Annotated in this window: 15 protein-coding genes and 1 pseudogene; 4 read left to right on the forward strand and 12 right to left on the reverse strand. The window is 60.3% G+C overall.

Annotated features, from left to right (window positions below):
- Positions 1-145: 145 nt before the first annotated feature.
- The 11 genes from ACESTR_RS06640 to ACESTR_RS06690 all read right to left on the reverse strand — a co-directional run bounded on the left by ACESTR_RS06640 (position 146) and on the right by ACESTR_RS06690 (position 16,430).
- Positions 146-676, reverse strand: coding sequence for an outer membrane beta-barrel protein (locus ACESTR_RS06640; protein WP_302267791.1), 531 nt, complete (start codon positions 674-676; stop codon positions 146-148).
- Positions 677-926: 250 nt separating this feature from the next.
- Entirely contained in the window at positions 927-2,300 is a 1,374-nt protein-coding gene (locus ACESTR_RS06645; RefSeq protein ID WP_009599059.1) for an MFS transporter, read from the reverse strand.
- 36 nt (positions 2,301-2,336) lie between these two features.
- Positions 2,337-3,221: an endonuclease/exonuclease/phosphatase family protein gene (locus ACESTR_RS06650; RefSeq protein ID WP_373179030.1), complete on the reverse strand. Its 885-nt coding sequence runs from the start codon at positions 3,219-3,221 to the stop codon at positions 2,337-2,339.
- Between the two features lie 9 nt (positions 3,222-3,230).
- Entirely contained in the window at positions 3,231-4,145 is a 915-nt protein-coding gene (locus ACESTR_RS06655) for a glycerophosphodiester phosphodiesterase family protein (protein ID WP_014774727.1), read from the reverse strand.
- A 51-nt stretch (positions 4,146-4,196) separates the two neighbouring features.
- On the reverse strand, positions 4,197-6,218 hold the full coding sequence (locus tag ACESTR_RS06660; protein ID WP_279064624.1) for an endonuclease/exonuclease/phosphatase family protein: 2,022 nt from the start codon (positions 6,216-6,218) through the stop codon (positions 4,197-4,199).
- Positions 6,219-6,292: 74 nt separating this feature from the next.
- Entirely contained in the window at positions 6,293-8,146 is a 1,854-nt protein-coding gene (locus ACESTR_RS06665) for a PKD domain-containing protein (protein WP_009599042.1), read from the reverse strand.
- A 28-nt stretch (positions 8,147-8,174) separates the two neighbouring features.
- Positions 8,175-9,596, reverse strand: coding sequence for a glycerophosphodiester phosphodiesterase family protein (locus tag ACESTR_RS06670; RefSeq protein WP_149880925.1), 1,422 nt, complete (start codon positions 9,594-9,596; stop codon positions 8,175-8,177).
- Between the two features lie 12 nt (positions 9,597-9,608).
- On the reverse strand, positions 9,609-11,069 hold the full coding sequence (locus ACESTR_RS06675) for a RagB/SusD family nutrient uptake outer membrane protein (RefSeq protein WP_009599062.1): 1,461 nt from the start codon (positions 11,067-11,069) through the stop codon (positions 9,609-9,611).
- A 13-nt stretch (positions 11,070-11,082) separates the two neighbouring features.
- Positions 11,083-14,643, reverse strand: coding sequence for a TonB-dependent receptor (locus tag ACESTR_RS06680; RefSeq protein ID WP_302576206.1), 3,561 nt, complete (start codon positions 14,641-14,643; stop codon positions 11,083-11,085).
- Positions 14,644-14,749: 106 nt separating this feature from the next.
- Positions 14,750-15,733, reverse strand: coding sequence for a FecR family protein (locus tag ACESTR_RS06685; RefSeq protein WP_009599036.1), 984 nt, complete (start codon positions 15,731-15,733; stop codon positions 14,750-14,752).
- 142 nt (positions 15,734-15,875) lie between these two features.
- Positions 15,876-16,430, reverse strand: coding sequence for an RNA polymerase sigma-70 factor (locus tag ACESTR_RS06690; RefSeq protein WP_022043630.1), 555 nt, complete (start codon positions 16,428-16,430; stop codon positions 15,876-15,878).
- 537 nt (positions 16,431-16,967) lie between these two features.
- Here ACESTR_RS06690 and ACESTR_RS06695 point away from each other — a divergent pair.
- The 3 genes and pseudogenes from ACESTR_RS06695 to ACESTR_RS06705 all read left to right on the forward strand — a co-directional run bounded on the left by ACESTR_RS06695 (position 16,968) and on the right by ACESTR_RS06705 (position 22,412).
- Complete coding sequence (locus ACESTR_RS06695) at positions 16,968-18,050, forward strand: efflux RND transporter periplasmic adaptor subunit (protein WP_009599037.1); 1,083 nt, start codon at positions 16,968-16,970, stop codon at positions 18,048-18,050.
- A gap of 12 nt (positions 18,051-18,062) precedes the next feature.
- Positions 18,063-21,093: pseudogene (locus tag ACESTR_RS06700) on the forward strand (efflux RND transporter permease subunit).
- Complete coding sequence (locus ACESTR_RS06705) at positions 21,090-22,412, forward strand: TolC family protein (protein ID WP_009599060.1); 1,323 nt, start codon at positions 21,090-21,092, stop codon at positions 22,410-22,412. The pseudogene ACESTR_RS06700 and the gene ACESTR_RS06705 overlap by 4 nt, the downstream one beginning before the upstream one ends.
- Positions 22,413-22,528: 116 nt before the next feature.
- On the opposite strand, the gene ACESTR_RS06710 is transcribed toward ACESTR_RS06705, so the two are convergent.
- Positions 22,529-22,801 carry a hypothetical protein gene (locus ACESTR_RS06710; RefSeq protein ID WP_014774722.1) on the reverse strand — a complete coding sequence of 91 codons (273 nt, stop codon included), beginning with the start codon at positions 22,799-22,801 and terminating at the stop codon, positions 22,529-22,531.
- Between the two features lie 63 nt (positions 22,802-22,864).
- Between ACESTR_RS06710 and ACESTR_RS06715 the strand changes: the two genes are divergently transcribed.
- Positions 22,865-23,236 (forward strand): hypothetical protein, encoded by a 372-nt coding sequence (locus tag ACESTR_RS06715; protein ID WP_009599051.1) that lies wholly within the window; start codon positions 22,865-22,867, stop codon positions 23,234-23,236.
- Positions 23,237-23,357: the final 121 nt, after the last annotated feature.

Below are 23,357 nucleotides of genomic sequence, written 5' to 3' on the forward strand. Positions count from 1 at the left end.
CATGAGGTTTGCGTGGAACGGGTAGACCGCACGGTGAACCGACGGCCGAGGTCCGATGGGCATGCGCGTATGTGCAACGGATTTTTGTTGTCAAAAAAACGCCGCGCCAGCGGGACCGGCGCGGCGTGAATATCCTCGTTGTCGGTTAGAATTTGTAGTAGAATCCGAATTTCAGATCGGACGAGGAGAGTTTCAGGCCGAAGGCCTCGCCGCTGCCGCCGTTGAAGTAGTCCTTGCGGTAGCCGAGGAAGCCGACCTGCGTCAGGAAGCTGAAGTGCTCGTTGATCTTCACGCTCAGTCCCGGTGTAATACCTGCCTGAAAGCCCTCGTGATCGCAGCAGGCGAAGCCTACGCCGCCGTCGAGGAAGAGCGACAGAATCCCCTTGTTATAATATTTGTAACGGGCATAGGGCGACGCCGTGAAGACGTTGGCGCTGCCGCCGTCCTTTACTTTCAGGTACTCGTAACCGAGCGCCACGCCCACCGACCATCTCTTGTTGAAATCGTAGCCCGCTTCGGGAGTGATCGAGAACGAATCGGTTGTGACGACTTCCGTTTTGTCGTGCCAGTAACCCAGCTTGCCGCCGATCCACAAACCTTTCTCCTGCGCCGAAGCTTTGTCGGCTGCCGTAAAGCTTGCAGCTGCTGCAAGCAGTACGATAATGATTTTCTTCATCTTTGTTGCGTTTTTAGTTTGACTGAAAAATGGAGCTGTTTTTCTGTTCCGAAAGCAAAGAAACAGCGCGGATTTCTTACGTGCAAATAAATTCAACGAACCGGATGTTTCTAAAAATCAACGCATAGAATTTATAAATTGAGCGATCGGCCCTATGCCGGCGAAAGTGCGGAAAAGGGGACCGCGGGGTAAAAAATCAGGCTGCAAGGGATCTCTTGCAGCCTGATTCGGCGGATGAGTTGTCTGCGGCTTACCGGTGCGAGCGTTTGGCGACGAAGAGCGCCAGAATGAACGATACGGCCGACGCGGCGATCCAGAAGACGATCGCCGAATCGAAATTGTAGCTCGTCACGCCGTCCAGCTCCGTTTTGCCGGAGTTGATGAGCCAGCCGCTGACGATGTCCTGCAGGCCGGCGCCGACGTAGCTCGCCATGCCGACGATTCCCAGCGCGGCGCCCGTCGCTTCGCGCGGTACGATGTCGATGGCCATCAGGCCGCCCAGAAAACAGATCAGCACGCCGATCGCCACGCCGAACAGAATCATGCTGAGGATATTGACGATCAGCCCGTCGCCGGAGTAGAGGAACAGGCAGAGCGCGACGGTGTTCAGCACACCGAAGCCGAAGGCCAGCACGTTGCGCCGCCCGTAGAAGAAGGCGTCGGAGAGCCAGCCCGAAAAGACCGTGCCCACGATGCCGCAGAGCGCATTGACCGAAATGACCTGCGTGGCCGCGGCCAGCGTATAGCCTTTGATCTCCTGCAGGAAAAGCACGCCCCAGCCGTTGATCGCATAGCGGCTGATATACATGAACGCGCTGGAGAGCGCCAGCACCCAGACCAGCGGATTGCGGATCACGGAGCGTTGCAGGTCGGAAGTTTTGCCGTGGTCGCGGGGCGTGCCGGGAGTCTCTTCGCCGGTCAGCTCCTCGATCGGGGGCAGCCCTTTCGATTCGGGGGTGTCGTGCATCAGCAGTACGATCGTCAGTACGCCGAGCACGCCGGCGACCGACGAGCCTACGAATCCCCATTGCCAGCCGAAGAAGCCGACGACCGCGCCGACGAACAGGAACGACAGGAATTCGCCGAGGTTGTGGCTGGCGCTGAAGAATCCGTAGTAGGTGCCCCGCTTGCTGAGCGGGTACCACCGCGAGAGGGCGATGATGGCCGGGGGCGCGCCCATCGACTGGCTCCAGCCGTTGACGCCCCACATGACGGCGAAGGCGACGAACAGCACCATGTTGCCGACGATGCCGCCTCCGTTGGCCAAGCCGAGGATGCCGACCAGCAGGTTGGCGACCGCCGATACCGCAAGACCCGCGGCCATGAAGCGTTTGATGTTGCTGTGGTCGGAGAGGAATCCGTTGACGAATTTGCCGATGGCGTAGGCGAACAGCAGCGCCGAACCGATGACGCCCAGCTGCGTGGCGTCCAGCGCCCCGCTTTCGAGGATGGGCTTTTTCACCACGTTGAGACTCGTGCGGCAGACGTAATAGAGACTGTAGCCGACGGTGCCGGCGATGAAGCTCTGCCAGCGGAGTTTTTTGTAGAGACGCATCATGGCGTCGTCGTCCTTCGGCAGACGCGGCGCCGGTGCGCTTTTTCTGAAAAATGAGAGTATTGACATAAGCAGGTTGGTTGCGTTATCAGGTTAATCGGAGTCTTACCGCTTCGTGAATTCCAGTTCGACCTGCACGGGGAAGTGGTCCGATGGAGTCCGGGCCCGGAATTTCCGCTCCCCGCCGTCCGGGTTTTCCGAACGGTAGGTGTCGGTCAGGATTCCGTAGCGGAGCACCCGGAAGCCCGGCGTTACGAAGAGGTAGTCGATGCGGCGGAAGGTCTTGATGTCGGGGTCGAACCAGTTTTCGGTGCCTGTTTCGGCATAGCGGATTTCGGCCGTGTCGTAGGTGTCGGACAGGATGCCGGAGTCGCGCAGGATCGCGTAGCTCCGGCTCGTTTCGCCCACGTTGAAGTCGCCCGTGAGGATGACCCGCTCGCCGCGGCACAACTCTTCGATCTTCGCCAGTATCAGGCGGCAGCTCTCGGCCTGAGCCTGTTCGCCGCGGTGGTCGGTGTGGGTCGTGAAGAACCAGAACCGCTGACGGCTCTGTCTGTCATAGAACCGGCCCCATGTGCAGATGCGGACGTATTTGGCGTCCCAGCCCTTGCCGGGCTTCGAGGGGTCTTCAGAGAGCCAGAAATGGCCCGAATCGAGCAGTCGGAAGCGGCCGCGCTTGTAGCAGATCGCGGAGTATTCGCCGCCTGCGGCCCCGTCGTCGCGTCCGACGCCGACGTAATCGTAGCCGGGCAGCGCCGCGAGCATGCCCTGCAGCTGGCTGTGGAAGACCTCCTGCGCCCCGAAGATGTCGAAGTCGTGGAACCGGATCAGCGACGAGATCACCGGGAGACGCCGCTCCCAGCCGTTGCCCTCGGCCGTGTCCTTGGCGTTGAGCTGGCGGATGTTGTAGGTCGCGGCCGAGAAACTCTGCGCCGCGGCGTTGAAGGCCGTCACGCATGCGACGGCCATGCAGATCAGTAATTTGTTCATGTCGCTCGGTTATTTGCGCCGGCCCTGCGCTTCGAGGTAGCGGATCAGCAGTTCGGGCCGGTCGGTCTGGATGATCGAAGCGCCCATGTCCAGCAGGCGGCCGTACACCTCGTCCGGCGATTCTGTGAAGGCCTTGTCGTCGCTCAGACCGCCGCAGAGCGAGTCCCAGAGCGAATTGACCCACAGTTTCGAACCGCCTGCGACGACCTGCCGCATGCAGGCTTCGACTTGGGGCGTATAGTCGTCCCAGCACACTTCGTAAGCCAGCGGGACGACGCCCTTCGAGGCATATTCCTCGAAAAGCTCCCTGCCCTGCGGCTTGAGGATGTCGATGATCGGCATGTACATCATGTTGTGTCCGTATTCCGCGAATTTTGCAGAGACGGTCTCCACCGGACGTTTGCCTTTGATGAGCACCTGATCCGTGACGCCCAGCTCCTCGGTGATGGCGAGCGCGAGGTCGTAATATTCGTAGCCTTGGTCGATATTCACCGCGATGCGGTCCTTGCAGACGGCGAGCGCTTCGCGCAGGGTCGGCATTTTGAGCGAGGTCTTCACGCCGTGGCCGGTTTTCAGCACGCAGCGCCGGATCGAGTCGTAGGTGATGTCGCACACGCGGCCGCGGCCGTTGGTCGTGCGGTCGATCGTCTTGTCGTGGCACAGGACCAGCACGCTGTCCTTGGTGAGCTTGAGGTCCAGCTCCATGATGTCTACCCCCATGCCGATCACCGATTCAATCGCTGGGATGGAGTTTTCGGGCCAGTTGCGCCAGTCTCCGCGGTGCGAGACCACCACGACGTACCGTGACGAGGGGTTGTGGAGTTCCGCGCGGACGAACCGGGCTTTGTCCGTCGTTTCGGCCGCCGGCTGCGAACAGGCGTACAGACCGGCTGTTGCGCAGAGGATGAGTAGGTAACGTTTCATTTCGTTCGGTTTAAAAAGGGAGAACCGGAAAGTTCCGGTTCTCCTGAAGAGTTATTTTTCCAGTACGGGATAGCTCTCCGATGCCGTCCACTTGCGCAGGACGACGTCGGGCTTGCCCGGCAGCGTTGCCGCCGGGGTGTCGTTGAAGAGCGTTGCGCCGGCGTTGAGCGCTGCGGCGAAGTTTGCGCACGACTCGCCGCTCGAAGGTACGGTGACGGCGCCCGACTTCATCTCGTCGAGCGAGAGCAGGGCGAAGGTCGTCTTTTTCCAGACCGTTCCGGCCGCCTTGTCGCTGCCGACGGCGGAGTTCGCCGCAGACTTGGACGGACATGCCGAGTTGCCGTAGATGTTCTGCAGGTTGCCTTTCTTGCTGTAACCCACCACCGATGCGTAGGAGCTGTTGGCTGTGATCTTTTCCACGGTCGAGTAGCAGTTGATGACGAAGCTGTCGTCGCTGACGATGCCGGCGATGCCGCCGACGTCGTTGTGTTTCGCTTCGAGTTGGTCCACCCGGCTGTAGCAGTTGATGACATAGCGGCCCAAGCCGTCGTCGCCTTTGGCGATCTGGCCGACGATGCCGCCCATGTTGGGGTCTTTCGGGGCGTCGGTCTTCATCGTGCCGCCGAGGTTGGCGCAGTTGACCAGCGTACCCTTGTTCTGGCCCGCGATGCCGCCGATGGTCTTGGCTCCGGTGCCGCCCGTGATGTCGCCCTTGAAGGTCGCCCCGTCGATGACGCCGGCGTTTATGCCGACGATGCCGCCCGCGATCTCGAATTCGGTCGAAAGCGCACCTTCGACGGCCAGATCGCGGATCGTGCCCTTGTTGGCGCCGAATACGCCGCAGGATTTGCCCGGAGCGACGATCTTCACATTGAGGAGCTTATGTCCCGCACCATCGAATTCGCCCTCGAAGTAGATCGTGTTGTCGGCCGTGAAGGAGATCGGCGTGAGGTTCTTGTTGTCGAAGTCGATGTCGGCCGTGAGACGGTAGTAGGCCGCCGATGTGTAGACGGCGTCTTCGGCCTGCCGGTTGATCGACGCGGCGACCGTGTTCCAGTCGCTCACGGAGTTGAGCTGCCACGGGTCCGCGGCCGTTCCGGAACCCTCGACCACGTCGGGTGCGGGTTTCTCGTAGTCGGTGTCGAACTGAATCGTCAGGGGGCAGTGGTCCGAAGGGTAGATGTTGCCGTAAACGGTGTTGTCCACCTTGTAGGATTTTAGCTCCACGTCGCCGCGCGAGTAGATGTAGTCGATGCGCGCCGTGGCCTGCGTGAGGTCGGCTGTGATTTTGTGGCCGTTGAAGGTGCCGACGGGACCGCTGATGAAATCCGATTCCACCGTGAGGAACGAGTCGTTCCAATGGGTGCGGAGCGTCTTCGACGAGGCGTCGTCCATGGCGGCGTTCATGTCGCCGACCAGAATCGAGGGGATGCCGTCGGGGTTATACATCTTTTCGCGCTCGATCAGCAGTTTGGCGCCCTCGGCGCGCGCCGTGGCGCCCAGCGGGGCGTGGGTGACCATCATAAAGAACTGCTTGTTATACAGTTTGTCGGTCACCATGGCGCAGGCGGCGATGCGGTGATAGCCCAGCTCGTCCCAGCCGTAGCTCATTTCGTCGGGCGTGGGCGAAATCCAGAAGAAGTGCTTGTCGGTCAGCTCGAAACGTTCGGGGTTGTAGGCGATGCCCAGCGCTTCGCCGCTGACGCCGTCCTGCGAGTCGCGGCCCACGAACCACCATTCGTATTTGCCGCCTTGCTGCCCGACGAGCGTCGGCAGCTCGTTCTGGATCGTTCCGTTGGCCTCTTGGAAGCCGAAGATGTCCCATTTGTTTTTGACGATCGACTGCGCCAGCACCGTGCGGCGGTTGGTCCACAGGTAGTCGCCCGTGCCCTTGCCCGAAATCCAGAGGTTGTAGCTGCCGAGCGTGAGCGTCTGCTCGGTGATGTCGGGTTCGCGGGAGGGCGTGTCGTCCTCGTAGTACTTGTCGTTGAGTACCGTTTTGAAATCGTCGGCGCATCCGGCTGTCAGGGTGCAGAGCGCCGCGAACATCGCGAGAATTATTGTTTTTTTCATGTTCAGGTTCCTTATATTTCCCGGAAGGCGGGGCGGCCCTGCGGACCGCCGTCCCTCCGGAATTCTACATTCGGTTATTTCTGGTAGTTGCTGTGACGTGCGTTCTGTCCGTACTGCGACCACGCCGAAGCTGCGGGCGAAGTGACGCCGGGCAGCGCGACGGAGTAAACCTTGAGCGCACCTGCCGCCGAGTCCTTGCCGAGGAAGTAGGAGTAGCCCCATTCGGAGATCGTCGGCGAGCCGTCCACCGAGTCGGCCAGATGCTCCTTGTAACGGAGTTCGCCCTCGGCGCTCAGCACGACGTAATCGCCCGTCTTGGTGCAGAGGTGGATCTGGCCGAGATTATCGACGGCCGGGATGCTGTTGCTTGCCGCGTCGAGCGTGTACGACCAGCGGGTCGAACCGTTCGAGGTGTTCAGCGCGTAGACCACCGAGGGGGTGGCCTTGTCGGCGACGATGTAGAGCGTCGTGCCGTCGGCGCTGAGCGATGCGCCCGTCTGCTGGAATCCGTCGGGCAGGTTCACGCTCCATTTCGGGGTCTTCTTCGACGATGCGGTGAGGTTCGTGCAGTCGAAGCTCGCGAGGTTCCAAGTGCCCGATCCTTCGGCGATGCCGGGAAGGTAGACGCAGTTGTCGGCATCGACGCAGGGCTGGCAGCGGCCGGCCGAGAGAATCTTGTTGGGAGCGAACGTGTCGGAGGTCGGAACCGGCGACCAGACGAACGATGCGTCGGGAACCATGATGCCGTAGCCGTACTGGGCGGTGTTGGTGAAGATCACCACGCCGTTCTTGAGCGCGATCGTGCCGGAGGTGCCGCCGCCGTTGGCCGGGGTGGCCGTAGCGGTGTTCTTGCCGGTGCCCTTCTCGAATCCGCGGATCGCGCCGTTGGTGCCGCGGCTGCCGACGATGACCATGCTCGGACTGATGCAGGGCGTCGAGAAGGCGATGCGCGCCGCCGGGGCGTAGGCCGTCGTGTTCTTCCAGAGCACCGAACCCGTCGCGCCGTCGAACGCATAGACGAGCGATGCCGACGAGGAGCCGCCGTATCCGTGCGCCACCCAGTAAACCGTGCCGTCGGTGTCCGCCGAAGGATAGGAGATTTCGCTCTTGAGGTATACGCCGTCTTTTGCCATGGCGTCGTATTCCCATACCTTGGCGCCGTCGGTGTTGAGCGCGACCATTTTGCCGTCGCCCGATACCGAATAGATATAGCCCATGTCGCTCGCGGCCACGACGCTCGCCGCGCAGAGCGCATCGGCGGAGGCTACCGCAGTGGACCAGAGCAGCGTGAAGGCGTTGACGTCGCCTGCGCGGACGTTGATGGCCTTGGAGGTGCTGTTCGAGCCGCCGCGGTCATCGGTCACGGTCAGCTGGACGTTGAACATGCCCATTTGTTCGAACGTGTAGGTCGCGTTGATGTCCGTCGAGGTCGTGCCGTCGGGGAAGAGCCATTCGCGCGACACGATTTCGCCGTCGGAATCGGTCGATTTGTCCGTAAAGGTCACGGTCGTGCCGATGCTGATCATCTGGGGCGAGTAGCTGAAGTCGGCCGTCGGCAGCACGTTGTCCGCAAGGACGGTGATTGTTCTGGTCGTCGTGGCGCGGTTGCCGTCGGCGCCCCATGCCGTGAGGGTGACCGTGTAGTCGCCCGGACGGTTGTAGACGATCGGGTCGGGAGCGGCCTCCTCGGACCAGTTGCCCTCTCCGGCGAAGCCGAAGTGCCAGAAGTATTCGGAAACGGTCGTCCCTTCCGCCGTGGTCGTATTGGTGAAGGTGACCGGAGTGATGCCCGCGATGATCTCCTCTTCGCCGAACGTGAAGCCGGGAGTGATGACCGAGTTGTAGGCCTTGTCCATCTCGCTGCTGTCCGAACATGCGACCGATGCGGAGAGCAACACGATACTCAGATATGATAGTATTCTTTTCATTGAAATTGATTTTTTGAAATTTTAAGGTTTAGCGTTTCCCTTTGTCTCTCAGGTATTCGTCCATCAGGGCGGGGTAGTCGCACTGGATCATGCGCAGGCCCGCGGCGACGAAGCCGTCCATCGTGACGGTGTTGCCGTTGCGGAAGGCCGCGCCCTCGTCGTCGAGCAGGTTCGAGACCGAAAGCCCTTTGGCATTGAGCGACGAAATCCATGCGCTGTTGACATAGCCCGTCGAGGTCTGGATCATGTAGACGGGGGCGAATGCCGACATGGCGGCCAGCGCCGAGGCGTTGTTGGCGTGCGGGGCGATGATTCCCGGCTGCTCCTGACGGGCCAGCCAAGCGGCTCTGTCGCTGTTGGTTCCGACATAGAACTGCACCCGGTCCAGACAGCCGCAGCGTTTGACGACCTCGTAGACCTTGGCGATGTCCACGTCGTCGCTGCCGCATTTGTCGAGGTTGAACCAGACCTTGCCGCGCAGCTCCGTGAGGACCTCCTCCAGCGTCGGAATCTGTTCGCCGGTCACCTTGCCGTCGGTGGTTTTCAGCCGGAATTTCCGCAGCTCCTCGCGCGTGAAGTTGATGACGTAGCCTTCGTCGCCGGCATAGGAGCTGTAGTCGGTGAACCGCTTGAGGTAGTTGTCGTGCAGACAGATGACCTGCCCGTCCTTGGTGATCTGGACGTCGGTTTCGATGAAGTCCACGCATCCCAGTTCGACGCACTTGCGGAACGCCGCCATAGAGTTGGGGGCCAGATCGTAGCCGTTGTTGAAGTTGCCGCGGTGGGCCATGATCCACATTTTGCCGGTGTCGAAATTCAGGCACGAGCGGCTCAGGGAAGCTCCTTCGACCGTGACGGTCTGCGTCAGGGTCTGCGTCGTGCCGTCCGTGTAGGAGATGGCGGCGCCGGCCCTGTACTGTCCGTCGGCTTCATACCGGTGTTCCACCCGCTGCGTCGGGTCGGTCACGCGCTGCGCCGCGCTGCCGTCGCCGAAATTCCAGACGACGCCCGACACGCCGGGGATGCGGCTGAGCGCGAAGGCGACCTGCTCCATACGGGCCGGATGGTCGTTGCTGACGACGATCGCGGCCTCCGTATCGGCGACGGCGACCGTGGCCGAGAGTTCGGTCATCGGGCCATGCAGCCGGGTGACGGTCGCCCTGACCGTGTAGGTGCCGGCCGTCCGGTAGGTGTGTTCGGCCGATTCGCCTGCGCCCGAAGTCGCGGTCGCGCCGTCGCCGAACATCCACAATACGCTGCGGACGTTATCCGGACTGCCTTCGAGCGAGAAGACGACTGCGGCGTCCCTGACCGGAATTGCGGGCGTCCAGACGATGGTCTGAGTCCCGTTTTCCGGTCCGGGGGCCTCCGTGCCGCCGTCGGAGCAGGCAGCGAGCGGCCCGCACGCGATCGCCCAGAGGATCAATATGATTCTGTTTGTGAATCGCATGACGTCGTCGGTTTATTTTACGCCGTAGCCCGGATTCTGGTAAAGTCCCTCGGTGTTGAGGATGCGTTCGTTGTAGGGGATCGGAAGCAGCAGGTCCTTCAGCCCGAAGTTGGGGTTGATCGCGTTGAAATGTTCGATCATCTCCTGCTTGGAGTACATGCGCAGCAGGTCCTGCCAGCGGAGTCCCTCTTGGATGAACTCGTTGCGGCGCTCGTCGTAGATGCCCTGACGCAGGTCGGTGCCCGACCAGTCGCCCAGTCCGGCGCGTTTGCGGACCATGTTCAGGAAACTCTTGGCCGTCGGCTCCGTGCCCTGCCAGTAGTAGGCTTCGGCCAGCATCAGCGCCACGTCGGCGTAACGCATGACGATCCAGTTGTTGCCGCCGTAGCCGTTCGCACCGCACTCCAGATCGGCGTACTTCATGGTGTGGTAGTAGGTCACGCCCGCAACGGTCGTCTCGCGCAGGTAGTTCTTGCGCACGTCCTCCTTGGCGAAGGCGTCGTAGACGCTTTTGGTGGTCATGTTTTGCATCAGGCCCACCTTGTTCGAGGTGATGCCGGTTTTGCTGGGACCGAAGAGGTAGTTCCAAGTGGAGCCGAGGTCGGCGTTGTTCTGGATGTAGTTGATCTGGAAAATGTTCTCGGCGCAGGACTTCTGCGTGGAGAGGTCCCAGATCGCGTTGTAGGGGATGTCGGACAGTTCGCCGAACGACCGCAGGTTCCATGCGGCGGTGAGCTTTTCGATGGCCGAAGTGAGCGACGCCGACTTCTCGGAGGCGAAATCCTCGTCGCAGGCGTATTGCAGTTTGGCCTTGCCGTAGAGCGTCCATGCGGCAGCCTTGCTTGCACGGCCGCACTCCGATGCGGGCTGCATGTCGGCCAGCGGGCTGCCGAGTACGTAGTCGAGGTCGGCGAAGACCGCCTTGTAGACCTCGCTCTTCGGACGGCGGTAGTTGTTGGCCTGCACCTCGTCCTTGGTCTTGAGTTCGGTCAGGATCAGGGGCACGTCGCCCCACTCGGTCACCAGATGGAAATAGGTCAGCGCGCGCAGGAAGCGGATTTCGGCTTCGTAGGTGTTGCGCGCGTCGCCGTTGGAATAGCTCACGTCGTCCAGATGCGCGAGCAGCGTGTTGGCCCGCGAAATGGTCTTGAAGAGCTGCGTGTAGCGGTTGTATACGTAGGAGTTCTCCTCGGTAAGCGTATAGTTGTAGAATTGGTAGGGAATGCCGCTGTTGGCGCCGCTGTCCGTCACGGCCGTGTCATGCGAGCGGACGTCGGTGAAGTAGTGGTTGTTCGTGTAGTAGTAGCTCTGCGTGAGCGACGCATAGACGCCGTTGAGCGAGGTGACGATGTCGGCTTCGGACTTGTAGAAGTTGCCGACCGTCGTGGCGTTGGGGTCGTATTCGTCGAGGAATCCGCAGGACGCCGTCGAGACCGAGGCGGCGAGCAGGATGAACATATGTTTGATCTTCATATTCGTACAAGATTTAGAAAGTTAAGTTTAAACCGACCGAATAGATGCGCGAGAGGGGGTAGCATCCCCAGTCGAAGCCCGGCATCATGTTGCTGCTTTTATACGACACCTCAGGGTTGTAACCGCGGTAGGGGGTAATGGTGAAGAGGTTGTCGCCGCTGACGTAGACGCGGCACGAGGTGATGTGCAGCTTGCTGGTCCAGCGTTTGGGCAGCGTGTAGCCGAGCGTGATGTTCGCGCAGCGGAAGAACGAAGCGTCCTCCACGTAATACGAAGAGAGTTTGAGCGAGGTGTTGGTCGTCGAGATGCGCGACGCGATGGGCACGTTGTTGCGGCCCGGCTGTGCGTCCGAGATGTAGCGGTCGGCGACGATCGAATACTGGTTGCCCGATCCCTCCATGTTGTAGAGGTAGTAGTCTTGGAAGTTGATGACCTCGCCGCCGTACGAATAGGCGAAGCTGGCGCTGAAATCGAGTCCGTTCCACGACAGGCTGGTCGAGAAGCCGCCCGTGAAGTCGGGGTAGGCGTCGCCGATGATCGTCTTGTCGTCGGTGGTGATGACGCCGTCGCCGTTGGCGTCCTTCCAGATGGCATTGCCGTAGGAGAGGTTGTCGAGGGCGTACGAAGCCACGGCCGGACCCTTGAGCTGGTAGCCTTCAGGGAATTTGTTGCCGTTCTTGATGTAGACGTCGCGGTCGAGCAGGGCGTTGGCATAGTCGGCCTTCGACATGATGCCTACGGCCTGATAGCCGTAGAACGAGCCGATGGGCTTGCCCTCTTTGGTGATGTGGGAGCCTACGGAGCGTTCGGTGGTGGAGATGATGTCGTCCAGACCGCCCATGCTGACGACCTTGTTGCGGTTGACCGAAATGTTGGTGCTGAAGTTCCAGTTTACCTTGCCTGTCAAGAGGCGTGCGTCGAGCTGGACGTCGAAACCGCGGTTGCGGATCTTGGCGCCGCTCATGTTGGTCGTCGTCGAGGTCGCGCCTGAGATCGAGGAGATCGGGTATTTGTAGAGGATGTCCGTCGAAATGGAGTTGTACCAGTTGCCGATCACGTTCAGGCGGCCGTTGAAGAAGCCCAGATCTATACCGACGTTAGTCTGGCGGGTGGTTTCCCAGCCCAGCGCGGCGTCGGTGAAGGAGCCTTCGTAAGTCGTCGATACGGGAGTCTGGCCGAAGGCGTAGCTGCCCGACGAGATGCCGGCGAGGCTGGCGTAGTTGCCGATGTCGTTGTTGCCGCTCTTACCCCAGCTGGCGCGCAGACGGATCGAAGCCACGTCCTTGAGCGCATCCTTGAGGAAGGGTTCGTTCGAGAGCGTCCAGCCGGCCGATACCGAGGGGAAGTAGCCCCAGCGGCTGTCGATGCCGAAACGCGAGGAACCGTCGGCGCGGAACGAGCCGGTCAGTGTGTAGCGGTCGTCGAACGAGTAGTTGACGCGGGTCAGGAACGACATCATGGCCCATGCGGCCTTGCGGGTGCTGTAGAGTGAGATGTCCGAAGCGTTCGAACCGTGGCCCGTAACCTCGTGGATGCGGTCGTCGGCGAAGCCCGTGGCTTCGACGCCCAGACGGTCGTAGGTCTTCTTCTGGAGGGTGTAGCCGGCCAGCGCGTCGATGTGGTGGCGGCCGATCTTCTTCTTATAGCTGAGCGTGAACTCGCCCAGACGGTCCACGTCGTAGGTCGAGGTCGTGCGGGCGATGTTCGACGAGCGCAGCTCCTCGCTGTAGGCGGGGGCGGCATCGCGGCCGATGCTCATCGGGCGGTAATAGAAATAGCGGTAGTTGTACCACTGCTGGCCGAGCCGGGCCGAGAGCTTGAGGTCGGGGAGAAACTCGTAAACCAGATTGAGATTGAGGTTGTGGCGCGACATCTTCTCGTTGATGTCCAGCTCGTTGGCGATCGCCAGCGGGTTTTCGGGGAAGTTCATGCCCCAGTCCGTCTTCATGCGGATCATGGCGCTGCGGGCGTAATCGCCGTTTTCCTCGTAGGCCGGCAGGTTGGGCAGGTACATCAGCGCGCTCTGGATCACGCCGTCGTTGATCATGCGGCCCTCGGCCTGTACGACGGTGTTCTTGGCGTCGTACATCGAGTAGCTGATGCTCGCCGTCAGGTGCTTGGTGATCTGGGCGTCGAGGTTGATGCGGGCGTTGATGCGGTTGTGGTTCGACGGTGCGATGATACCGTCCTGATCCATGTAACCGACGCTGGCCATGTACTTGATGGCCTTCGTGCCGCCGATGACCGATACGTTGTGGCGCATGATGCCGGCGTTGGAGAAGAGTTCGTCCTGCCAGTCGGTGTCGTACTGCGGCGTTACGGGGGTGCGGGTCGTGAAGTCGTAGCACATCGGGTGGATGCCCACTTCGGCCAGCGAGAAGCCTTTGGCGGCGCGGATCGTGTTGTCGTCGTAGGGACTCCACGACACGCCGGCGGCCGTGGCGCGCAGGCGGTAGGAGTTGTTGCGGGCGTCGATCAGCAGGTCGCGGAACTGCGTCGAGTTCAGCAGGTCCACCTTGTGGTCGAGCTGCTGGATACCGTACGAGAAGTCGTAGCTGACTTTGGCGGCTTCGCCGTCCTTGCCGCGCTTGGTGGTGATGAGCACGACGCCCGACGCACCGCGCGAACCGTAGATGGCGGCCGAAGCGGCGTCCTTCAGGATGTCGATGCTTTCGATGTCGTTGGGGTTGATGAATACGTCCTCCGAAGCGGGATAGCCGTCGATGACGTAAAGGGGCGCGCTGCTCGCCGAGAGCGAATTGACGCCGCGCACACGGATGGTTACGCCGTCGCCCGGCGCACCGCTGGTCTGGTGGACTTCGACGCCGGCGACCTTACCGACTAACGACTGGCCCACGGTGGGCGTGGTAGCGGAGAGTTCGCTGGCTTTGACGCTGGCGATCGATCCCGTAAAGTCGCTCTTGCGCATCGGAGTGTAGCCGACGACCAGCACTTCGGAGATCTGCTTGCTGTCCTCGGTCAGCGTGATGTCGAACGACGTCTGGCTGCCGACCTTTATCTGCTGCGTGTTGTAGCCGAGGAAGGAGACGGAGAGCGTCTGGCCCGGCGTGGCCTCGACCGAGAAGTCGCCCTCAAGACCGGTGACGTTGCCCCGGTTGGTCTCCAAGACGATTACGCTGGCGCCGATGACGGGCTCGCCCGAAATCGTTTTGACCGTTCCGGTCACTACCCCCCCCCTTACGGGTTGCGCCGTCTGTACGCGTGCGGCGGCCGGTTTGCGGCTGACGACGATGCGGCTGCCCTCCATGCGGGCGGTCAGGTTCTGGGCGCTGAGTGCGCGGATGACGACGTCCACGACGTTTTCGTCGGCCGCCTTGACGCTCACGCGGCGCGTGAGGTCGATTTCGGAGTTGTTATACGCGAATGTATAACCGCTCTGCGATTCCACGGTTTTGATAAATTCCCGGACCGGGACGTTGTCCAGATCGACGGTGATTTTCTTGTTCTGCGCCGCTGCCGGCAGGACGGCCAGCAGCATCAGGACAAGCGACACGACAAGTCTCCGCACGGAGGGTGTCCGGTCGGAAAAATTCAGGCGTTCATCTTTTTTCATGACTGAGTTTTAAGTTTTGATTGATAGTTTCTTGAGTTTCTTTGAAAGAAGATCCGGGGAGGTCTCCCGGCGTTCATGTGTTGCGTTCCATGGTCGGTTTTCTTGGTTATTTGTGTATTATTACGTAGTGTTTGTCTATCTGCCGGCAGCGGAGGTGCGTCAGCGTTTCGATGATCTTGAGCGTCTCTTCGAGGGTTTCGGGCCGCAGGGTGAACGAAATGCGTATGGAGGTGTCGATGCGTTCGTCGATCCGGAAGCGGATGTTGTACCAGTGCTCCAGATTGACGGCGATGTCGGCCAGCGTCATGTTGTCGAAGATGATCGAGTTGCCCGTCCAACTGCAATAGTTGCTGGCCGCGACGTTGCGCACGGCGACCGCGCCCGAACCGGCGTCGTAGGAGCAGCTCTGGTCCGGGGTGAGGACGACCGACTGGTCGGCGCGGTAGCCCGACACCTCGACTTTGCCCGAAAGGAGCGTCACCTCCTCCGTGTTGAACGCCGGCATATGGCTGGCCGTGAAGCGCGTGCCGAGAACCTTGACCCGGAGTTTGCCCATCTCCACCTCGAAGGGGCGCAGCGTGTCGCGTTTTACGTCGAAGAAGGCTTCGCCTTCGAGCCGGACCGCGCGGCTGCCCGAAGCCGTGAAGCGGTCGGAGTAGGCCAGCCGGGAGTCGGCGTTGAGCCATACCACCGAGCCGTCGGGCAGCGTGAAGCGGCCTTTGCTGTTTTCGGCGGTCACCAGCCATGTCGTGGTGTCGGCCGAGAGACGTTTTACGACGAAGAATTCGACGGACATCGCCAGCAGGACGATTGCGGCCGCAGCGGCGGCCGTGCGGCGGGTGATGCTGAACAGTCCCCGTTTCGGGGCGGCCGGAGGCGTCATTTCGCGGTGCAGCCGGTCGAGCTTGCGGCGGTAGGCCTTTTCGTCCGCCGGGAGGACGGACGCCGGGTCGAGCCGCTCCCATTCCTTCCATAAGGCGTCGGTCTTTTCGCCTGCGCGCTCCTTGTTCAGGCACCATGTCCGAAACTGCTGCTGTACCTGTTCCGGCATCGGATTGTGCAGGAACGTGTGTATTATCTTTTTTATCATGTCCGTTCTTTCTGTGCGTTTGTAATAGTATGACGGGAAAAAGAGGGGCGTCCCTAGTCGGGATCTGAATTTTTTTTGCAAATAAAAAAAGACAACAATTTTCGTGTCGTCTTTGTCTGCCGGGAGGCGTGAGGCGGAAGAATCAGAAGAAGAAGGCGATGACGCCGATGATTTTTTTCAGTTCGGCGAGCGCCGTGCGGATGTGATATTCGACGGTTTTGGGGGTTACGCCCAGTTTTTGTGCGATTTGCTGATGGGAAAGCCCTTCGTAGCGGCTCAGGCGGAAGACCCGCTGCCGCTGCTCAGGCATCTGCTCCACGGCCATGTCGATAATCATCAGCAGGTCCTCGGTGGCGACCTTCGTCGAAATGTCGTCCGTCAGAAGGTCCTCGACGTGCAGGAGCCGCTGTTCGTAACGGGTTTGCACGTTCTTGTGTTCGAAGATGTCGAAAACGGCATTCTTGGTCATCCGGAACAGATAGCTGCGGAACGATTTGATGCGGCCGATCGACTCGCGGGTTTCCCAGATTTTCAGAAAGATATCGTGCGCCAGATCCTCGGCTTCGCTCCGGTTTTTCAGCATGCAGAAGGCAAACGCCTCCACATGCGGGGCGTAACGCATGTACAACGCATCGAATGCATCGTAACTGCCCTGCCGGAGGCTCTGCAAGATCAATTCGTCCGGTTGCTTGTCCATTCTTTCGTCGTGTGGTCGAAAATCCGGGTGTTATCCGGGTGTGTAAATTGCAAACAGGGGCTAAAGTACATAAATTTTTCAGGAAACGGGATTGCGATACGTTAAATTTTTAATATCGGATGTTTTCCGGGACCGACGTCCGTGTCCGGAAAGTCTTGGTTTCTAATGAAATGATTCGATTCTTGCAAAACTTTGCGGCACGGTGTTCTGTTTGCGGTTCGTCGTTCAAATTCTGTGCCTTTCGGCTGCCGCAGGGCGGCGGTGGGGGGCGTATTCCCTGTTTCGGGCGTCCGGAGCGTCGTGATTTTTCGCACCGGAATGGTACGGCTTCCGGCTGCGCGCATGCCCGGTTTTGCGGAATGCCGGCGGCGTTTCACCCCCGATTTTTGCCGTTTGGCCCTCTGCGATGTCTGCCGGATGGCCGGAAGCTGCGGATTTTATCCGCAGGGAGCGCAATCGGGCCGGTCGGGAATAGCAGTTGCATGCGCTTTTTTCGTATCTTTGCCCTGACTCCGAAATCAAACCTTACTCGCTGCAATGAATAAAAGAAAGAAATGGATCGTTACGGCCGTTATCCTCGTCGTATTTTGTGCCGTGCTGGGCGTTTACAGACACTTCGGCCCCGGCTCCTCCGCTTCGGACGCCGATCCGGCCGCGGTGAGCGCGCCCCGGAAGAAGAGCGTTCTGAACGTGAACGGACTCGTCGTGCGTCCGCAGTCCCTCGCCGACGGCATTACGATGGTCGGCAACCTGCTGCCGGACGAAGAGGTGGACCTCTCGTTCGAGACTTCGGGCAAGATCGTCGAGATCAATTTCAAGGAAGGGTCGATCGTCCGCAAGGGCGAGCTGCTGGCCAAGGTCAACGACAAACCGCTGCTGGCGCAGCTGTCGCGCTACGAAGCGCAGCTCAAGCTGGCCGAGGACCGGGTTTACCGCCAGAGCGCGCTGCTCGAAAAGGACGCCGTCAGTCAGGAGGCCTACGAGCAGGCCAGTACGGAGCTGGCGATGCTCAACGCCGATATCGACATCGTCAAGGCCAATATCGCGCTGACGGAGCTGCGTGCGCCGTTCGACGGAATTATCGGTCTGCGAAACGTCAGCGAGGGCGCCTACGCCTCGCCCAGCGTGGTGGTGGCCAAGCTGACGAAGATTTCGCCGCTCAAGATCGACCTCTTCGTGCCGGAGCGTTATGCCAGCCAGATCAGGCCGGGAACGCCGCTTTCGTTTACGGTCGAAGGCCGGAACGAGACCTTCCGGGCGGAGGTCTACGCGCAGGAATCGAAGGTGGATATCGCCACGCGCACGCTGGCCGTGCGGGCGCTCTATCCCAATACGCGGGGAACGCTGCTGCCGGGACGTTTCGTGACCGTTAAAATCCGCCTGCACGACATTCCCGACGCCATAGCCGTGCCGACCGAAGCCATCGTGCCGGAGATGGGCGTGGACAAGGTATATCTCTACAAAGGCGGAAAGGCGCAGGCCGTCGAGGTGAAGACCGGCCTGCGGACCGAGTCCAGCATTCAGATTATCGAGGGGCTGAACGTGGGCGACACGCTGATTACCTCCGGCACGCTGCAGCTGCGGACCGATCTGCCCGTCAAACTCGACGTCGTCGAATAATCCCGCCGCTGTATGAATATTTCCGAACTCAGCATCCGGCGTCCCGTATTGTCCACGGTACTGACGATCATCATCCTGCTATTCGGCTTTATCGGATACAGCTATCTGGGCGTGCGGGAGTTTCCGAGCGTGGACAATCCGATCATCTCGGTGACGTGCTCCTATCCGGGCGCCAACGCCGATGTGATCGAGAACCAGATCACCGAACCCCTCGAACAGAATATCAACGGCATTCCCGGCATCCGGTCGATGTCGAGCGTCAGCAGTCAGGGCCAGAGCCGCATCACGGTCGAATTCGAACTTTCGGTAGACCTCGAAACGGCTGCCAACGACGTGCGCGACAAGGTGTCGCGCGCGCAGCGTTACCTGCCCCGCGACTGCGACCCGCCGACGGTGACCAAGGCCGACGCCGACGCTACGCCGATCCTGATGGTGACTATTCAGAGCGACAAGCGTTCGCTGCTGGAGCTGAGCGAGATCGCCGACCTGACGGTCAAGGAGCAGTTGCAGACGATCAGCGACGTGAGCGGCGTGCAGATATGGGGCGAGAAGCGTTATTCGATGCGACTGTGGCTCGATCCGGCCAAGATGGCCGGATACGGCATCACGCCGGCGGACGTCAAGAGCGCGCTCGACCGGGAGAACGTCGAGCTGCCGTCGGGAAGCATCGAGGGCAACACCACCGAGCTGACCATCCGCACGCTGGGACTGATGCACACCTCGCAGGAGTTCAACGATCTGGTGGTGCGCGAGGACGCCGACCGCATCATCCGTCTGAGCGACGTGGGCCGCGCGGAGCTGGGACCGCAGGATACGCGCAGCTATATGAAGATGAACGGCATTCCGATGGTCGGCATCGTGGTGGTGCCGCAGCCGGGAGCCAACCACATTGAGATCGCGGACGAGGTCTACAGACGCATGGAGTCGATGAAAAAGGACCTGCCGGAAGATGTGGTGACCGATTACGGATTCGACAATACGCGCTTCGATCGACGAGGTGAAACAGACCGTCTACGAGGCGTTCCTGCTGGTGATCATCATTATTTTCCTGTTCCTGCGCAACTGGCGCGTGACGCTGATCCCGTGTATCGTGATTCCGGTGTCGCTGATCGGCACCTTCTTCCTGATGTATGTGGCCGGATTCTCGATCAACGTGCTGTCGATGCTGGCCGTGGTGCTCTCGGTGGGACTGGTGGTGGACGACGCCATCGTGATGACCGAGAACATCTACATCCGCATCGAGCGCGGCATGTCGCCCAAGGAAGCGGGTATCGAGGGGGCGAAGGAGATCTTCTTCGCGGTCATTTCGACCTCCATCACGCTGATCGCGGTCTTCTTCCCGATCGTCTTCATGGAGGGCATGACCGGGCGTCTGTTCCGCGAGTTCAGTCTGGTGATTTCGGGCGCCGTGGTCATCTCGACCTTCGCGGCGCTGACCATCACTCCGATGCTGGCTACCAAACTGCTCGTGCGGCAGGAGAAGCAGAGCTGGTTCTACAACAAGACCGAGCCGTTTTTCGTCTGGCTCAATAATTTCTACAGCCGCACGCTGGCCGGGTTCCTGCGGCGGCGCTGGATAGCCCTGCCGCTCGTGGCGCTGATGATCGGCCTGATCGGGTGGCTGTGGGGGAGCATCCCGGCCGAGATGGCGCCGCTGGAGGACCGTTCGCAGATTACGATCAACACCCGCGGATCGGAGGGCGCGACCTACGAATACCTGCGCGACTATACCGAGGGCATCAACCGGCTCGTCGATTCGCTCGTGCCCGAAGCCCGTGCCGTGACGGCGCGCGTCTCCAGCGGCCGCGGCAACGTGCAGATCGCCCTGAAGGACATCGCGACCCGCGAGCGTACGCAGATGGAGATCGCCGAGGAGGTGTCGGCCGCCGTGCGCACGAGGACCAAGGCGCGCGCGTTCGTGCAGCAGCAGAGCACCTTCGGCGGACGGCGCGGCAGCATGCCGGTGCAGTACGTGCTGCAGGCGACCAATATCGAACGGCTGCAGGAGGTGCTGCCGGAATTCATGCGGAAAGTCTACGAAAGCCCCGTATTCCAGATGGCCGACGTGGACCTGAAATTCAGCAAGCCCGAAGCCCGCATCGCGATCAACCGCGACAAGGCCAACCTGCTGGGCGTCAGCACGCGCAATATCGCGCAGACGCTCCAGTACGGACTCAGCGGCCAGCGTCTGGGCTACTTCTACATGAACGGCAAGCAGTACGAGATACTGGCCGAGATCAACCGCCAGCAGCGCAACAAGCCCGCCGACCTGAAGTCGATCTATGTGCGCAGCGACAAGGGCGAGATGATCCAGCTCGACAACCTCATCACGCTCGAAGAGAACGTCGCGCCGCCCCAGCTCTATCACTACAACCGTTTTCTGTCGGCTACGGTTTCGGCCGGACTGGCGAAGGGGAAGACCATCGGGCAGGGGCTTGACGAAATGGACCGTATCGCCGAGCAGACGCTCGGCGACGACTTCCGTACGGCGCTGGCCGGCGATTCGAAGGAGTTCCGCGAGAGTTCTTCGAGCCTGATATTCGCCTTCCTGCTGGCTATCGTGCTGATATATCTGATTCTGGCGGCGCAGTTCGAGAGTTTCAAGGACCCGCTGGTCATCATGCTGACCGTGCCGCTGGCCATTGCCGGCGCGCTGGTGTTCATGGCGGCCAACGGGCAGACGATGAACATATTCAGCCAGATCGGCATCATCATGCTGATCGGTCTGGTCGCCAAGAACGGTATCCTGATCGTCGAATTCGCCAACCAGAAGCAGGATGCGGGGCTGAACAAGCGGGAGGCCATCGAGCAGGCTTCGCTGCAGCGCCTGCGCCCGATTCTGATGACCAGCGCTTCGACCATTCTGGGCCTGCTGCCGCTGACGATGGCTTCGGGCGAGGGGGCGCAGGGACGTATCGCCATGGGTGTCGCCGTGGTGGGCGGCATGGTGGTTTCGACGCTGCTGACCCTTTATATCGTGCCGGCGATTTACAGTTACGTATCGACCGACCGGATCCGAAAAACGAAAAAGAACGCGAAATGAAACGACTGATTTTAACGGTTCTGGCCGCGGGGGCTGTCGGAGCGGCCGCGGCGCAGGAGTGCGGCGAGCCGATGACCCTGCAGCGGTGTCTGGAGCTCGGACTGGAGCAGAATTACGACGTCCGCATCATACGCAACGAGCAGCGCATTAGCGACAACGACGCGACGGCGGCCAACGCCGGGATGCTGCCGAGCGTCGATCTGACGGCCGGCTACAGCGGGGCGCTGGACAACGAGCGCACGACTCCGCGCGAGGGGGACGCTGTGACCGAAAACGGCATTTACGATCAGACCTTCGACGCCGGCGTTGCGGTGAACTGGACGCTTTTCGACGGATTCCGCATCCGCACCAACTACAAGCGGCTGCAGGAGTTGCAGCAGATGGGGGCGCTCAGGACCCGCATCACGATCGAGGACTTCGTCGCCACGCTTACGGCCGAGTATTATAATTATGTGCAGCAGACCCTGCGCCTGAGTAATTTCCGTTATGCGGTGCAGCTCTCGCGCGAGCGGTTGCGAATTACCGAAGAGCGGTTCAAGATCGGCAGCTTCTCGCGTCTCGACCTGTTGCAGGCGCGTGTGGATTTCAATGCCGACAGTTCGAAATACATGTCCCAGCACGAGCTGGTGACCGCATCGCGCATCCGCATCAACGAACTGCTGGCCAACGACGATCTCAACGGCAGGCTTTCGATCTGCGATTCGCTGATCGAGGTGAACAGCACACTCGAATGGGATCGTCTGGAGGCTGAAACGCGCGCTGCGAACGCTTCGCTGCTGCTGGCCGGGCACGACAACACGCTGGCCGAACTGGACCTGAAAAGCATCCGTTCGCGCTTCTACCCTTATCTGAACCTGACCGCCGGGTACGGATATACCTACAACCGGTTCGGCAACGGCGCCACTCAGTCGCGCGGTACGCTGGGGCTGAACGCCGGGGTGAAGCTGGGATTCACGATCTTCGACGGCAACCGCCGCCGCGAGCAGCGCAACGCCCGGATCACGATCGAAAACACCGAATTGACCCGTCAGCAGCTGGAGCAGTCGCTCATGGCGAATCTGTCTAATTTCTGGCAGGCCTACCGCAACAACCTCGAAGTGATCCAGCTCGAAACCGAGAACCTGATCGCCGCCCGCGAGAACTACGAAATCGCCATGGAGCGTTACCTGCTGGGCGATCTGCCCGGCATCGAGATGCGCGAGGCGCAGAAGAGCCTGCTCGACGCCGAGGAGCGCATCCTCACGGCGCAGTACAATACCAAGCTCTGCGAAATATCGCTGCAGCAGATCAGCGGAAACATCGGGGTCTATCTGCAGTGACCGGAAGCGGTCGTCCTTCCGATTTGAAAAAACCACTCCCTGTCTGGGAGTGGTTTTTTCGTCCTGTGTGAGCCGGAGCCTCGGTTGCGTCGTATCGGAATCCGGTCTTACGGTCGTTACCGGCTGAAAATTTTCGTCAGCCTGTTGCCCGTCATGTACATGCGCAGGCGCCCCATGACGTCGCTGCCGTGCTCCTTGTGTTCGGGAGCGTGCAGCCATTCGTGAAATTCCAGATAAATCCCCCGGTCGATCATGAATTCGAAAGCCGCGTTCTTCAGTCGTTTTTCTTCGTTGTATCCCGCTTGGATATTGGATACCAGATCCTCGAACGCGGCGATGTTGTAGGGATTGGAAACTGGAATTTCGGCTGTGTAATGTTGCTTTCTCATAACTTTTTATTTTTATATAAATCGACTGGTGAGACATTTTCGGCCACAGACCTCCGAAAATATATGGAACCGACCGGAGGACAGCGTGTGTCGTGCGCTGCAATTTCACCGGTTTGTCCGGTTCGGAATGTGGTCTGTCTGGTGTTGCGTCGAAAAACCGGTACACCCTCCGAAAAGAACGGGGCTGCACGGCGCGGCAGTGACGGGCACTGTCGTAATGGTTTTGCAAAGGTAAAAGATAATATGCTGAAATACAAGCTTTTTGTGAAATTTTTCAAGGTGTTTTTCCGGCGGAAAAAGTTGCAGGCGGTTTTATTATTATATATAAATATAATAATACGTTTTGCGGAGCGGCCAAGAAAACCGCCGATTTTTTTCTTGGCTGCGGTTTGTTCGCTTATCGAATTAATAATGTTCGAAACCTCCGGTTGGTAAAAACGGCTTTTTTATTGGAGCGAGCGCCGTGCGGAACCGGTCCGCGGAGTCTTCGCGGACCGGCCGGGGAATTTGCCGGGCGAAGCCGCTGGAAAACCGGAACGGTTTTGTACTTTTTTTG

Source organism: Alistipes sp. DJF_B185 (assembly GCF_964250025.1).
Classification (GTDB): Bacteria; Bacteroidota; Bacteroidia; order Bacteroidales; family Rikenellaceae; genus Alistipes; species Alistipes finegoldii.